Origin of the sequence: Pseudomonas paraversuta, assembly GCF_904067025.1 — a bacterium.
Taxonomy (GTDB): Bacteria; Pseudomonadota; Gammaproteobacteria; order Pseudomonadales; family Pseudomonadaceae; genus Aquipseudomonas; species Aquipseudomonas paraversuta.
Genome location: NZ_CAJFDA010000001.1, coordinates 575,208 through 589,713, shown reverse-complemented (window position 1 = coordinate 589,713; position 14,506 = coordinate 575,208). Strand labels below are relative to the sequence as shown.

Annotated in this window: 14 protein-coding genes; 4 read left to right on the top strand and 10 right to left on the bottom strand. The window is 61.4% G+C overall.

Annotation, left to right across the window (positions count from 1 at the left end; genetic code table 11):
- Positions 1-190 precede the first annotated feature (190 nt).
- The 3 genes from JQ848_RS02850 to JQ848_RS02840 form a co-directional block, all read right to left on the bottom strand.
- Complete coding sequence (locus tag JQ848_RS02850) at positions 191-385, bottom strand: heavy-metal-associated domain-containing protein (protein ID WP_003444255.1); 195 nt, start codon at positions 383-385, stop codon at positions 191-193.
- 63 nt (positions 386-448) lie between these two features.
- Complete coding sequence (gene cueR, locus JQ848_RS02845; RefSeq protein WP_039735175.1) at positions 449-934, bottom strand: Cu(I)-responsive transcriptional regulator; 486 nt, start codon at positions 932-934, stop codon at positions 449-451.
- Positions 935-978: 44 nt separating this feature from the next.
- A complete protein-coding gene (locus tag JQ848_RS02840) occupies positions 979-3,483 on the bottom strand; it encodes a heavy metal translocating P-type ATPase (protein ID WP_202210243.1) in 2,505 nt (834 codons plus the stop codon).
- Positions 3,484-4,170: 687 nt separating this feature from the next.
- On the opposite strand from JQ848_RS02840, the gene JQ848_RS02835 reads away from it, so the two are divergent.
- The 4 genes from JQ848_RS02835 (at position 4,171) to JQ848_RS02820 (ending at position 9,301) form a co-directional block, all read left to right on the top strand.
- Complete coding sequence (locus JQ848_RS02835; protein ID WP_003444260.1) at positions 4,171-4,413, top strand: exodeoxyribonuclease VII small subunit; 243 nt, start codon at positions 4,171-4,173, stop codon at positions 4,411-4,413.
- Positions 4,410-5,297, top strand: a complete 888-nt coding sequence (ispA, locus tag JQ848_RS02830; RefSeq protein ID WP_127196863.1) for a (2E,6E)-farnesyl diphosphate synthase — start codon at positions 4,410-4,412, stop codon at positions 5,295-5,297. Before JQ848_RS02835 ends, ispA begins: the two co-directional genes overlap by 4 nt.
- Positions 5,298-5,426: 129 nt before the next feature.
- Entirely contained in the window at positions 5,427-7,325 is a 1,899-nt protein-coding gene (gene dxs, locus JQ848_RS02825; RefSeq protein ID WP_010655459.1) for a 1-deoxy-D-xylulose-5-phosphate synthase, read from the top strand.
- A gap of 92 nt (positions 7,326-7,417) precedes the next feature.
- Entirely contained in the window at positions 7,418-9,301 is a 1,884-nt protein-coding gene (locus JQ848_RS02820; RefSeq protein ID WP_202210242.1) for a TonB-dependent receptor domain-containing protein, read from the top strand.
- Between the two features lie 97 nt (positions 9,302-9,398).
- Here JQ848_RS02820 and JQ848_RS02815 read toward each other — a convergent pair whose 3' ends face one another.
- The 7 genes from JQ848_RS02815 to ribBA all read right to left on the bottom strand — a co-directional run bounded on the left by JQ848_RS02815 (position 9,399) and on the right by ribBA (position 14,497).
- On the bottom strand, positions 9,399-10,190 hold the full coding sequence (locus tag JQ848_RS02815) for a cobalamin-binding protein (protein WP_010655457.1): 792 nt from the start codon (positions 10,188-10,190) through the stop codon (positions 9,399-9,401).
- Positions 10,190-10,609: a hypothetical protein gene (locus tag JQ848_RS02810; RefSeq protein ID WP_003444270.1), complete on the bottom strand. Its 420-nt coding sequence runs from the start codon at positions 10,607-10,609 to the stop codon at positions 10,190-10,192. Before JQ848_RS02810 ends, JQ848_RS02815 begins: the two co-directional genes overlap by 1 nt.
- Positions 10,606-11,223, bottom strand: coding sequence for a GTP cyclohydrolase II (gene ribA, locus JQ848_RS02805; RefSeq protein ID WP_003444271.1), 618 nt, complete (start codon positions 11,221-11,223; stop codon positions 10,606-10,608). Before ribA ends, JQ848_RS02810 begins: the two co-directional genes overlap by 4 nt.
- Before the next feature lie 139 nt (positions 11,224-11,362).
- Positions 11,363-12,325, bottom strand: a complete 963-nt coding sequence (thiL, locus tag JQ848_RS02800) for a thiamine-phosphate kinase (RefSeq protein WP_202210241.1) — start codon at positions 12,323-12,325, stop codon at positions 11,363-11,365.
- A 15-nt stretch (positions 12,326-12,340) separates the two neighbouring features.
- Positions 12,341-12,841: a transcription antitermination factor NusB gene (gene nusB, locus JQ848_RS02795; RefSeq protein WP_003444273.1), complete on the bottom strand. Its 501-nt coding sequence runs from the start codon at positions 12,839-12,841 to the stop codon at positions 12,341-12,343.
- Positions 12,838-13,314 carry a 6,7-dimethyl-8-ribityllumazine synthase gene (gene ribH, locus JQ848_RS02790; RefSeq protein ID WP_003444275.1) on the bottom strand — a complete coding sequence of 159 codons (477 nt, stop codon included), beginning with the start codon at positions 13,312-13,314 and terminating at the stop codon, positions 12,838-12,840. The genes nusB and ribH overlap by 4 nt, the downstream gene beginning before the upstream one ends.
- A 91-nt stretch (positions 13,315-13,405) precedes the next feature.
- A complete protein-coding gene (ribBA, locus tag JQ848_RS02785; RefSeq protein ID WP_003444277.1) occupies positions 13,406-14,497 on the bottom strand; it encodes a bifunctional 3,4-dihydroxy-2-butanone-4-phosphate synthase/GTP cyclohydrolase II in 1,092 nt (363 codons plus the stop codon).
- Positions 14,498-14,506: the final 9 nt, after the last annotated feature.

Sequence of the window (14,506 nt, the reverse complement as noted above, 5' to 3'; positions counted from 1 at the left end):
CGAGAAGCCGGCCACAAGCCGGTTTTTTAATGCCTGCCACAAAGCCGCAGCCTGCCAGCCCTTCAGGGGCGAGCTTGCTTGTGAGCACCGGCGCCGCGGCCCTTCAAGTGGGCCGCCATCGCTGGCAAGCCAGCTCCCACATGGTTGTCGACAGCCAACATCAATCCTGCAAACTCGCCGGTGCTGCTGATCAGTGTTTGTCCGGGTATCCGGCTTCGCTGAGCGCTGCGTGGAACAGGCCCTCGTCCAGCTGGCTTTCGACTCTGGCTTCACGGGCCGCCGGGTCGGTTTCGATGCGCGCTTGCGGGTCGACGGCCAGTAGCGCTTTGGTGACGGATCGGGCGCAGCCGCCGCAGGTCATGTTGGGGATATGAAAACGATGCATGGGGATCTCCTGATTATTTAAGGTGAACCGCTACGTTGAAGTTTGCCAGCGTGGCAAGGTCAATCACTTTTCAGCAAACTGCCGCTGGTGGGCTGAGGCCGGTGTGTCGAGCCCGAACCGCGGTGTCCGGCGCGGGGCTTGCGGCGCTGCAGCCAAAGCATTGAGCTCGGCCAGCCCGGCTATGATCGGGCAGTCCGGGCGGTCATTGCCGCGACAGTGACTGGCCAGACTTTCGAGGGTTTGCGCCATCGCCTGCAGTTCGGCGATTTTCGCTTTCAGACCCGCGACATGGGTCAGCGCCATGGCCTTGACCACAGCGCTGACACGATCACGGTCGCGCCACAACTCCAGTAACTCCGAGATCTGTTCAACAGAGAACCCCAGGTCGCGGGCGCGCCGGATAAAGCCCAGGGCATTGGCGTCCTGGGGGCTGTAAAGCCGGTAGCCGGCCTCGGTTCGAAGGGCTTTGGGGATCAAGCCAGTCTGTTCGTAGTAGCGGATCATCTTCGCCGAAACCCCGGAAAAACTGGCCGCCTGACCGATATTCATCATGTTCCTCTCCCTGGCTCCTGCCCGCGAAAAACTGCCCCCGTTTACACGCCACTCACCGCCATCGGCGCCTTGAAGCCCTTGAGCCGGAGCGCGTTGACCAGCACAAAGATGCTGGAAAGCGCCATCGCAGCCGCCGCAAAGATCGGCGACAGCAATGTGCCGTTCACCGGGTATAGCGCTCCCGCCGCGACCGGGATCAGCACTGCGTTGTAAGCGAAGGCCCAGAACAGGTTCTGCTTGATGTTGCGGATCGTCGCCTGACTCAGGGCGATGGCATTCGGCACGCCACGCAGGTCGCCTGACATCAGCACCACGTCTGCCGCCTCGATGGCCACATCGGTACCGGTGCCGATGGCCAGCCCCACGTCCGCTTCGGCCAGCGCCGGGGCGTCGTTGATGCCGTCGCCGACGAAGGCCACCCGTGCACCATTGACCCGGAATTTCTTCAGTGCCGCGACCTTGCCGTCGGGCAGGACCTCGGCCGCCACCTCATCAATCCCCAATTGCCGGGCGATGGCATTGGCCGTGGCCGCATTGTCACCGGTGATCATCGCCACCTTGAGGCCCAGGGCGTGCAGCGCCTTGATCGCCTCCAAAGTGGTCTCCCTGATGGGGTCGGCCACCGCAATCACCGCCGCCAGACGACCGTCGATGGCGGCATAAAGCGGGCTCTTGCCCTGTTCCCCCAGACGTTGGGCGGTCGCGACAAAGCTCAACACATCCAGCCCCAATAGCGTCATGAAACGGTCTGCGCCGACCGACACGGTCCGCCCCGACACCTTGGCCGTCACCCCGAAACCCGGGGTTGCCTCGAAGCTGTCGATGGAACCCATCACCAGACCACGTTGTTTCGCCGCGCTGACGATGGCTTCGCCGATCGGGTGTTCGGAGCGGGTTTCGACCGCCGCCACCAGCCCCAGCACTTCGTCGTAATCAAAGCCTTCGGCAGGCACCAGATCGGTCAGTTCCGGGCGGCCCTTGGTCAGGGTGCCGGTCTTGTCGAGGGCGATCACACTCACATCCCGCAACGCCTGCAAGGCTTCGCCTTTACGAAACAGCACCCCCAGTTCCGCCGCGCGCCCGGTACCGACCATGATCGAGGTCGGCGTAGCCAGCCCCATGGCGCACGGGCAGGCGATGATGAGTACCGCCACCGCATTGACCAGGGCAAAGGTCAGCGCCGGGGTCGGCCCGAAGATCAGCCAGACCACAAAGGTCAGGGTGGCCGCTGCCATCACGGCCGGGACGAACCTCATGGTGACCTTGTCCACCAGCGCCTGGATCGGCAGCTTGGAACCCTGGGCCTGCTCGACCAAACGGATGATCTGCGCCAGCACCGTGTTGGCCCCGATTCGGGTCACGCGAAAACTGAAAGCGCCGGTCTTGTTGATCGTGCCGCCAATCACTTGAGCACCCGCAGTTTTATGCACCGGCACCGGCTCGCCGCTGATCATGCTCTCGTCGACATAGGAGGCGCCTTCGACAATCTCGCCATCGAGGGCGATTTTCTCCCCCGGACGTACCAGCACCACGTCCCCGGTTGTCACCTGCTCGAGGGGCAGTTCAAGGGTTTCACCGTTGCGCTCTACCCGCGCGGTTTTGGCCTGCAGCCCGACCAGACGTTTGATCGCCTGTGAGGTTCGGCCCTTGGCCCGGGCCTCCAGCGAGCGGCCAAGCAAAATAAGAGTGACGATGACCGCGGCCGCTTCGAAATACACATTGGCGGTGCCCTGGGGCAGCACTTGAGGGGCAAAGGTCGCGACCAGCGAATAACCGTATGCCGCCGAGGTCCCGACTGCCACCAGCGAGTTCATGTCCGGAGCACCGCGCAGCAGGGCCGGAACACCCTTGCGGAAAAAACGCAGCCCCGGCCCGAACAGCACCAGGGTGGCCAGCACGAACTGGATATACCAGTTTGTCTGCTGACCGATGACCGTCATCACCCAATGATGCATGGCGGGAATCAGGTGCGAGCCCATCTCCAGAATGAACACCGGCAAGCTGAGGATGGCGGCAATCAGCAAGGACCGCTGCAGCCCCCGGGCCTCGCCCTCGCGCCGCTGGTCGTCCTGCTCGCCCGCATCCGGGAGGTCGGCAGACAAGCGTCGCGCCGTATACCCCGCCCGCTCCACTGCGGCCTCAAGGTCGGCAGCAGAAACGGCCCCGGCGAGGTGAGTGACCCGGGCGCGCTCGGTGGCCAGGTTGACGCTGGCCTGCCGCACGCCGGGCACCTTCGCCAGCGCCTTCTCGACCCGGCCCACACACGAGGCACAGGTCATGCCTGCAATCGACAGTTCGGTGGTTTCTTCACGCACCGAGTAGCCCACGCGCTCGATGGCATCTACTACCGCCTGCGGATCGGCCACGCCACTGAAGCTGACATCGGCGCGCTCGGTGGCCAGGTTGACCACGGCCGACTGCACACCCGGGACCGCCTTGAGCGCACGTTCGACCCGACCGACGCACGAGGCGCACGTCATGCCTTCAACCGGCAGACTCAGGCGCGCGGATGCTTTGGACTCTGGTTGAAGCGAAACGCTAGCCATTGGAAACTCTCCTTGAATGTCACGATTGAGCCGATCTTGAAGCTTCCCAGCATGGTAAGGTCAAGGGGCTTGACCGCCATAAGATCTCTGCACAGTGCATGCCGCATATCGTAGTCGCTACCAAGCAACGCGAGGCTGCGAGCTGTTGAAAACGCCAAAGCAAGCACCCCGGTGTATCCCCTGCTCCGGGGTTTAAGGTTATACGGACGTTGCCCGATCGCAGTGATGCCATCGCTGGCAAGCCAGCTCCCACAAGATTACCGCCAGCCACCACAACCCCCTGTAGGAGCGAGCTTGCTCGCGATCCGCTGCACCTCGGTCGTTCCGCCAGACCGCAGAGATGCCATCGCTGGCAAGCCAGCTCCCACAAAATTACCGCCAGCCACCACAACCCCCTGTAGGAGCGAGCTTGCTCGCGATCCGCTGGCACCCCGGTCGTTCCGCCAGACCGCAGTGATGCCATCGCTGGCAAGCCAGCTCCCACAAGATCCGCCAGCCAGTACAAATCCCTGTAGGAGCGGGCTTGCCCGCGATCCCCAGGCCGCGCGATCTTGCAGATCGGCCATTGTGTTGCCATCACGGGCATTCCGGTCCCCGTCAGGGCGGACAGGCAGGGGCCGAGGATTTGCCCCGGAACCCGCCGTCTGCTAGTGTCAGCCGGTTTTAACGCCTACCGAGAATGCCGCTATGGCCCGCAAAAAAGTTGCCCTGGATTTCGAACAGTCCCTCGCTGACCTGCAATCACTGGTCGAGCGTCTGGAAAATGGCGAGCTGTCACTGGAAGATTCGTTGACCGCCTTCGAGCAAGGCATCCGCTTGACCCGTGATTGCCAAGGCGCACTGGCTCAAGCTGAACAGAAAGTGCAAATTCTGCTTGAGCGTGATGGTGAACTGGCCCAAGAGCCCTTTGAAGCGGAACAGCCAGAATGATTGATGCCTACCAGACCAGCAGCCAGGACCGCGTCAACGCGGCGCTTGAGCGCTTGTTTGTCGCTCCGTCTGCGGAGTTGGCCCGCCTCTATGAAGCAATGCGCTACAGCGTGATGAACGGCGGCAAACGGGTCCGCCCGCTTTTGGCCTATGCCGCCTGCGAAGCCTTGGGTGCCGCGGCCGAGCAAGCCAATGGTGCGGCCTGTGCAGTGGAGCTGATCCACGCCTATTCGCTGGTGCATGATGACTTGCCAGCAATGGACGATGACGACTTGCGTCGCGGCCAGCCGACCACCCATAAAGCGTTCGATGAAGCCTGCGCGATTCTGGCCGGTGACGGCCTGCAAAGCCTTGCATTCAGCGCCCTGCTGGATCCGCGACTCAATACTCTGGATGCTGAGACACGCTTGCGCATGGTCGCAGCTCTGGCCCTCGCTGCCGGCCCGGCGGGCATGGTTGGCGGACAGGCGATCGATCTCGGTTCGGTCGGAATCAAACTTGATCAGACCGCTCTCGAATTCATGCACCGGCACAAGACCGGCGCTCTGATCGAGGCCAGCGTACAGCTGGGCGCCCTGGCCAGCGGCCATGCCAGTGCTGATGATCTGCAGGCTCTGAACCTCTATGCACGGGCGGTTGGCCTGGCATTCCAGGTTCAGGACGACATTCTCGACGTTGAAAGCGATACCGCAACCCTGGGCAAACGCCAGGGCGCCGATATTGCACGGGACAAACCGACCTACCCGGCACTGATGGGTCTGGATGGCGCCAAAGCCTATGCGCTGGAGCTGCGTGACCAGGCACTCAATGCGCTGCAATCTTTTGACACTACAGCTGATCCGCTGCGCGCACTGGCTCGATACATAGTCGAACGTCGCCACTAGACCTGGAAAATCCGGTTTTTCAGGCAGTGTCTAATGCCAAGGTCTGACTAAGGATTGCCTCCGCGCGTGGGCAGCTTACGTTCCTTAAGGTAAACTGCCACCTCTTCTATATTTATAACGATTCGCCTGATGCCAACGACGTTTCAAGAGATCCCCCGCAAGCGCCCGACTACGCCCCTGCTCGACCGAGCGGGCACGCCTGCGGGCCTGCGCCGACTGGCTGAAGCCGAGCTGGAACCCCTGGCCGACGAATTGCGCCAGGAATTGCTCTATACCGTCGGCCAGACGGGCGGGCATTTTGGTGCCGGCCTGGGCGTCATTGAACTGACGATTGCGTTGCACTACGTGTTCGATACCCCGGATGACCGGCTGGTATGGGACGTGGGTCATCAGGCGTATCCGCACAAAATCCTCACCGGCCGCCGCGAGCAAATGGCGACATTGCGCCAGAAAGACGGGATCGCCGCTTTCCCGCGCCGCGCCGAGAGCGAGTACGACACCTTTGGCGTCGGCCACTCCAGCACCTCAATCAGTGCCGCACTGGGCATGGCCATCGCTGCCCGCCTGCAAAATAGCGAGCGCAAGGCCATCGCCGTGATCGGTGACGGCGCGCTGACCGCCGGCATGGCTTTTGAAGCCCTGAACCATGCGCCTGAAGTCGATGCCAACATGCTGGTCATCCTCAACGACAACGACATGTCGATCTCGCGCAATGTCGGCGGCCTGTCCAACTATCTGGCCAAAATCCTCTCCAGCCGTACCTACGCCAGCATGCGCGAAGGCAGCAAGAAAGTGCTGTCGCGTCTGCCAGGCGCGTGGGAAATTGCCCGGCGCACCGAAGAATATGCCAAAGGCATGTTGGTACCCGGCACCCTGTTTGAAGAACTGGGCTGGAATTACATTGGCCCTATCGATGGCCACGACCTGCCGACCCTGATCGCCACGCTGCGCAACATGCGCGACCTCAAAGGTCCGCAGTTCCTGCATATCGTGACCAAAAAGGGCAAAGGCTTTGCCCCGGCCGAGGCTGACCCGATCGGCTACCACGCCATCACCAAACTTGAGCCGCTGGACGCACCGAAAGCAGCGCCAAAAGCTGCGAGCGGGCCGAAGTACTCTGCGGTATTCGGCGAGTGGCTGTGTGACATGGCCGCTGTCGATCAACGCCTGGTCGGTATTACCCCGGCCATGAAAGAAGGCTCGGACCTGATCGCGTTCAGCGAGCGTTTCCCGTTGCGTTATTTCGACGTGGCCATTGCTGAACAACACGCCGTGACCTTTGCCGCGGGCATGGCCTGCGAAGGCGCCAAGCCTGTGGTGGCGATCTACTCGACATTCTTGCAGCGCGGTTACGACCAGCTGGTGCATGACGTAGCCGTGCAGAATCTGGACGTGCTGTTCGCTATCGACCGCGCGGGCCTGGTGGGCGAAGACGGCCCCACCCACGCCGGCAGTTTTGACCTGTCTTACCTGCGGTGCATCCCGGGTATGGTGATCATGACCCCGAGCGATGAAAACGAACTGCGCAAAATGCTGACCACCGGCCACCTGTACAACGGTCCGGCGGCAGTACGCTACCCGCGGGGCAGCGGACCGAATGCAAGCATCGAAAAAACCCTTGAACCGCTGGAAATCGGTAAAGGCGTGATACGTCGCAAAGGCAGCAAGGTGGCGATGCTGGTGTTTGGCGTGCAATTGGCCGAAGCACTGCAAGTGGCGGAAAAAATCGACGCCACCGTGGTCGACATGCGCTTCGTCAAACCTATGGATGAAGCACTGGTGCGCGAAATGGCCGACAGCCATGAACTGCTGGTGACCATTGAAGAGAACGCCATCATGGGCGGTGCGGGTGCGGCAGTCAGCGAGTTGCTGGCCCGTGAAAACGTGCTCAAGTCGGTATTGCATCTGGGCTTGCCGGACGTCTATGTCGAACATGCCAAACCGAGCCAGATGCTCGCCGAATGCGGGCTGGATGCGGCAGGTATCGAAGCATCGGTGCGCCAGCGCATGCAACTGCTGGGGCTCTGAGCCAATCAGACTTACTGCAGGAGCGAGCTTGCTCGCGAGCTTTCCAACGAGCTCGCGAGCAAGCTCGCTCCTACAGGGTTAATTGAGAACACATGAAACACCTTCGTTTGGCTTTAATCCTCGGCATCATCCCCGCCAGCCCTTTGCTCGCCGACACGCTCGAACGGGAAGACGCACTCAAACTCCCGCAAACACTGATCACCGGCAACCGCCAGGTCGAAGCGCGCTCTGACAGCAGCAGCGCCAACACGGTGTTCACCCGTGCCGACATCGATCGCTTGCAACCCACCAGCCTCACCGACCTGCTGGGCCGGGTGCCCGGCGTGCAGGTGGCACGTAGCGGTGGCCGTGGCGGCTTGCCCGGGATTTACATCCGCGGCACCAAAGCGGCACAAAGCCTGGTGCTGGTCGACGGCCAGCGCATGGCCAATGCCACCTCGGCCGACAGCAACCTGCAGTACCTGAATATCGATCAGGTCGAGCGTGTTGAAGTGCTGCGCGGCTCACGGTCGGTGATCTACGGCAGTGACGCGATTGGCGGGGTGATCCAGATTTTCACTCGCCGCGGCGCAGACCAGGCCCCTCAGCTGCGGCTACACAGTTCAGTGGGCAGCTATGGCAGCTCCGACAACAGCCTGGGCGTGTCCGGCGGCGATGCCCAGACCCGCTACAACCTCAGCGGCAGCCTGGAAGAGACGGCCGGGATCAATCGCACGCACCAGTCCTTCCCCAGCGACAACGATCACGATGCCTATCGCAACAAGTCCCTGAGCCTGAATCTGAGCCACTTCCTGAGGGATGATCTGGAAGTCGGCCTTACGGCGATGAAGAACACGGGCAAGACCGAACTCGATAATTCCTTTGGCCGCTGGGACCCGGACAGCATGACGGTCAGTGGTCAGCAGCTCTACAGCGACTTCGATATCAGCAGTGTGGGCAGTTTTATCGACGCCCAACTGAGCGAGCGCTGGAACTCGCGCCTGGAACTGGGCCACAGCGAAAATCGCGAAAAAACCCGCGACAAGCTCAGTACAGACAACTACAGCTTCAACACCTATCGCGACTCATTGAACTGGCAAAACAACCTGACGCTGAACGGGCAAAACAGCGTGATACTCGGTGCCGATGCCTATGAAGATCGCGTGCGCAGCAGCACGGTGTTTGACCAGGACAGCCGCTGGAATCGCGCCGTATTTATTCAGCACCGCTTCAATGGCGATTATTTCTCTACCGAACTGGGCCTGCGTCACGACGACAACCAGCAGTTCGGCAGCAATAACACCTGGAGCGCCAGCCTGACGGTACCGCTCAACCCGGACAACGATGTGCTGCTGTCTTACAGCGAAGGGTTCCGGGCGCCGACGTTTAACGATTTGTACTACCCGCAGTACGGCAACCCGGCCCTGAAGCCCGAACATTCCAAAAGCTACGAGCTGCAGTGGCGCAGCCAGTTGAGCGAGAGCAGCCGCCTGGAAACCTCGCTGTATCGCACCGACATTCGTGATGCGATTGTGGCCGATGCCGATTTCATTCAGCAGAACATTGGCGCCGCCCGGATCATCGGTTTTGAAAGTGCCTTGCAGCAAGAATGGTTCGGCTGGCAGAGCAGCCTCGGGGTCGCCATTACCGACCCCCGTGATCGCGACACCGGCCATACGTTGAGCCGCCGTGCCCGCCGCACCCTGAACCTTGATCTGGATCGCCAGTTCGACCGGGTAGGTGTCGGCGCCAGCTGGCAGGCGGTGAGCAGCAGCTTTAATGACGACGGCAATACGCAGCCGATTGCCGGCTATGGACTGCTGGGGGTGCGTGGCAACTGGCAAGCCAGCGCTGAAGTGAGGCTTGATTTAAAAGTCGACAACTTGCTGGACAAGAGCTTCACCCGCGCGCTCTACAGCTATGACGGCAGTTACTACGGCTACCGTGAAGAAAGCCGCAGCGTGCAACTGGCCGTGACCTGGACCCCGACGCTCTAAAAACCCGATATCCCCCGTACCCCCTGTAGGAGCGAGCTTGCTCGCGAGCTTTTAATACGCAGAGCTCGCGAGCAAGCTCGCTCCTACAGGGTGAGAGTCAGTCAGCCAGTTGCTCGCAAAGTCGGGCCGTTGCTTCAAGCATCTGCGCACTTGGGCGTTCAAGGCCTTTGTCGGTCAATAACAGCAAACGTCCGTGCTTGACCGCATCAATCTGCGGCCAGGCTTTCCAGGCGTCCAGCTGCGCCTGGCTGCTGGCGATGATCACTTGCGGATTGCGCTGCAATACCGACTCCACGCTGACCTGCGGCGCAGGCAGTTTGAGGTCGGCAAATACATTGCTCGCCCCGCACACCGCCAATGCGTCACTGATGATCTGCGTACCGCCAACGGTGTACAGCGGCTGATCCCACACCTGGTAAAACACCCGCAGCGGTATGTCGCGCCGATATTGCCCACGTAGCCCGGCCAGACGCTGACGCAGTTGCGCGGCCAGTTCACGGCCACGCTCAGGGCGGTTCAGCGCCACGGCCAGGGCTTCAACCTGATCGGCCAGTTGCTCGAGACTCGCAGGCTCGGCGGTGTAAGTCGGGATGTCGAGATGGCGCAGCTGTTCGCGCTGGGCAGCGGCAACGCTACCCGGCCAGAGCAAAAGTAAATCGGGTTGCAGGCTGATCAGGCGCTCCATGTCCAGCTGGCCGTAACGGCCCACGGAAGGCACGCTGCGCAGCTGCGGCAAAGGCTCTCCCGCCTCCAGGCGACCCACCAGCAGATCAGCGGCGCCCAGTTCGACAACCATCTCTGACAAGGAGGGTGACAGGCTGATCACCCGTGTAGCCGCCCCGGCCGGGGTGCCGATGGCCAGCAGCAGAACCGCCAGCCAGGCGCGCATCAGCCGATCTGGCGCGGGATGCGATAGAGGTAAAACAGTACCAGCGTCGACACTGAAAGCAGCAGCAACGGCACGCCTTCAAGCCCGACAAACACCGCCAGCGCAGCGATCCACACCGGCAGGCCGGCAGCCAGCAAGGCGCGGTAGCGGGCACGGGCAAGCTCGGCCCAGGCAGCGGGCTCCTGGGGCGTATCAAGGGCTTTTTGCAATGCGATCAGCCCATGTTTGTACGGCCCGAAAAAGCGCAGCGTGACAAACATCGACGCAACACCGGCAATGAAGAACGGCATCGTCAGCCCGGGCAACAAGGGCTCGGACTTGCCGAACAACCAATTGGCCAATACCAGCGGCAGCAGGGTCAGCACCAATTGCTGCCACCAGCTGAAGCTCATGCGGCGACGGATCTGACCACGGGTCACGCCGGGTCGGCCTCGCTTTGATGCTGGTTGCCCATCATGTGCCCGAGCTTGTTGGCTTTGGTCGCCAGGTACAGCTTGTTGTGCGGGTTATGCCCGGTGTGCAGAGGCACCCGTTCGGCCACGTTGATGCCCATGTCGGTCAAGGCTTTGACCTTGCGCGGGTTGTTGGTCATCAGACGCAACGACTTCACACCCATGTGCTCCAGCATCGGCAGGCAGATCCCGTAGTCACGCTGATCGGCGGCAAATCCCAGACGCTCATTGGCCTCAACCGTGTCGGCGCCGCCATCCTGCAGTTCGTAAGCACGAACCTTGTTCAGCAAGCCAATGCCCCGGCCTTCCTGACGCAAGTACAGCAACACGCCACGACCTTCGCGGGCGATGGCCTGCATGGCGGCTTCGAGCTGCGAACCGCAGTCACAGCGCTGGCTGAACAAGGCATCGCCGGTCAGGCATTCAGAGTGCACCCGGCCTAGTACCGGAGCGCCGTCCGCCACGTCGCCCAAACTGAGCACAACGTGTTCACGACCCGTGGCTTTCTCGAGAAAGCCATGCATGGTGAATTCGGCAAAGGGGGTGGGAAGCTTGCAAGCGGCAACGAAAACGACGGGCACCGTGTGCTCCTGATCAGTTTGAGTACTGGAAATTCGCAGAGGCGGCATTGTAACAGGACGTTCCTATAGACGCTTAGGCTGAATTATCGGAGATAAATATCTAAAAGTTTGATCGCTCTTGCAGCAGCTGGCCACGTAGTTATTCACCGCGAAAATGCTGATAACCGCGTATGCCCGGGGTAATGTCCCGGCCATCGACGCCCAGCAAACCGACGCCCTGCCCTTCGACCACTAGGCCAATCACATGAATCGGCCAGCCATCTGCCAGCAGGGTCGGCAACTCAACGGCCGGCAAAGTGAACGCCAGCACGTAATCGTCACCCCCACTCAACGCCGCTTGCTGCGCAGCGGCGTCACCCAGAAATTCCTGCAAGGCGAGAGAAACCGGCACGCGGTCGTTTTCGATCAGCAAGCCGACTTTAGACGCCAGGGCAATATGCCCGCAGTCGGCCAGCAGGCCATCGGAGATATCCAGCGCCGAGCTGGCCTTGCCGCGCAGTGCCTGGCCCAGCGCCAATTGCGGTTGCGGCGACCAGTAGTGCGCCAGCAACGGCTCGGCGATGGCGGGTGTGGCGCTACGCTGGCCGAGCACCAGAGGCAAGGCGCCAGCGGCATTGCCCAGCTCGCCGCCAACACACAGCAGGTCGCCGGGCCGGGCTGCACTGCGGGTCAATGCCTGGCCCCGAGGTACGCGGCCAAAAACCGTCAGCGTCAGGCATAGCGGCCCGCGCGTGGTGTCGCCACCAATCAGGCGCAAGCCACAGCCTTGAGCCATCAGGTTCAAACCGCGGGCGAACGCTTGCAACCAGTCGGCTTCAACCGCAGGCAAGGTCAGGGCAAGGGTAAACGCGAGGGGAGTTGCGCCCATGGCCGCCAGATCGCTGGCCGCCACTGCCAGCGAACGCTGACCGAGCAAGAAAGGGTCGCATGGATCTGCGAAGTGCACCCCGGCTACCAGGGTGTCGGTGGAAATCGCCAGTTGTTCCCCGAAAGGAACATCCAGCAGGGCGCAGTCGTCGCCGATGCCCAGAGCAACACCTTCGCCGCCTTGCGCACAAGGCGCGGCAGCGAAGAAGTTACGGATCAGCTCGAACTCGCCCATGGCCGACAGCGCTGATCAGCGCTTGTAAGCCTTTACTTCAGCTTCACGCAGGCGTGGCGCCAGTTTGTCGAGCACACCGTTGACGAACTTGTGGCCGTCGGTAGAACCAAACACTTTCGCCAGCTCGATGCCTTCGTTGATCACAACGCGGTAAGGCACGTCGACACGCTTGATCAGCTCCCAGGTGGACAGGCGCAGAACGCACAGTTCAACCGGGTCGAGCTCTTCGATGGTGATGTCCAGGCATGGTGCCAGGGCGGTATCGATTTCAGCCTTGATTGCAGGTACGCCGTGCAAAATTTCACGGAAGTACGCGGCATCAACGTCGGTGAAGTCGTTATCGACCCGAAACTGGGCTTCGATTTCGTTCAGGGACTGCTTGGCCATGTGCAATTGATACAAGGCCTGAGTCGCGAGTTGACGCGCTTCACGGCGCTTGGCGCTCTTGGATGGTTTGCCGGCGTCCGCAGGTTTAGGATCGCGCGGGTTAAAACGATCGCTTTCGTCGGAAATCACTTGGCCTCCAACTGTGCCAACAGGCTGACCATTTCAAGGGCGGACAAGGCAGCTTCAGCGCCTTTGTTGCCGGCTTTGGTGCCGGAGCGCTCAATGGCCTGTTCGATCGAATCGACCGTCAACACACCGAATGCAACCGGTACGCCGAACTGCATGGACACCTGGGACAAGCCCTTGGTGCATTCGCCGGCAACGTATTCAAAGTGCGGAGTACCGCCACGAATCACGGCGCCCAGGGCGATGATGGCGGCGAATTCGTTGCGCTGGGCAACCTTTTGCGCAACCAGTGGAATTTCGAACGCACCCGGAGCACGGATGATGGTGATGTCGCTTTCGTTCACACCGTGGCGAACCAGGGCATCAACGGCACCACTCACCAGGCTTTCGACGACGAAGCTGTTGAAGCGGCCAACTACCAGAGCGTAGCGACCTTTGGGGGCGATGAAGGTACCTTCGATGGTCTTCAGGGTCATTCGGTATGTCTCGTATTAAAGAGCCAGAACGCACTCGCGTGCGTTCTTTAAGGATATTGGGCCACGAATTCGGACAGGACACGACCGGTCTTTATTCGGAGGGCACGTATTCTACAACTTCCAGATCGAAACCGGATATGGCATTGAACTTCATTGGTGAACTCATCAAGCGCATTTTGCGCACGCCGAGGTCACGCAGGATCTGCGAACCGGCACCCACGATGCTGTAAGTGGTCGGCTTTTTCACCGGCACCTGGTCAGCAGTTTCGCGAATATGGGCCAGCAATACGTCACCATCCAGCGGATGGCCCAGCAACAGCACTACACCACTGCCGGCCGCTGACACCGCGCTCATGGCGGCGCGCAGGCTCCAGCGCCCCGGTTGCCTGACCATCAGCAGATCACGCAGCGGGTCCATGTTATGCACACGCACCAGGGTCGGCTCTTCAGCGCAGATCTTGCCCAGGGTCAGTGCCATGTGCACATCGCCTTCGACTGAATCACGATAGGTCACCAGGTTGAATTGGCCCAGCTCGCTGTCCAGTGGCTGTTCGGCAATCCGCTGAACGGTACGTTCATGGATCATGCGGTAGTGGATCAGGTCGGCAATTGTTCCGATCTTGATGCCGTGTTCGGCAGCGAAGGTTTCTAGTTCCGGACGGCGGGCCATGGTCCCGTCGTCGTTCATCACCTCACAGATAACACCGCTTGGCTCGAACCCGGCCATACGTGCCAGATCGCAGGCAGCTTCGGTGTGACCGGCGCGGGCCAGAGTACCGCCCGCCTGTGCCATCAACGGGAAAATATGCCCCGGGCTCACGATGTCTTCTGCTTTCGCGTCCCTGGCCGCAGCCGCCTGCACGGTGCGCGCACGGTCCGCTGCCGAGATGCCGGTGGTCACACCGGTAGCCGCTTCGATCGAGACAGTGAACTTGGTGCCAAAGCCGGAACCGTTGCGCGGCGCCATCAATGGCAGTTGCAGCAGCTCGCAACGCTCGCGGCTCATGGGCATGCAAATCAAGCCACGGGCAAAGCGCGCCATGAAGTTGATGTGCTCGGCCTGGCAGCACTCGGCAGCCATGATCAGGTCGCCTTCGTTCTCGCGGTCTTCGTCATCCATCAGGATGACCATCTTGCCTTGGCGGATGTCTTCAACCAGTTCTTCGATGCTGTTGAGCGCCACGCGGCACCC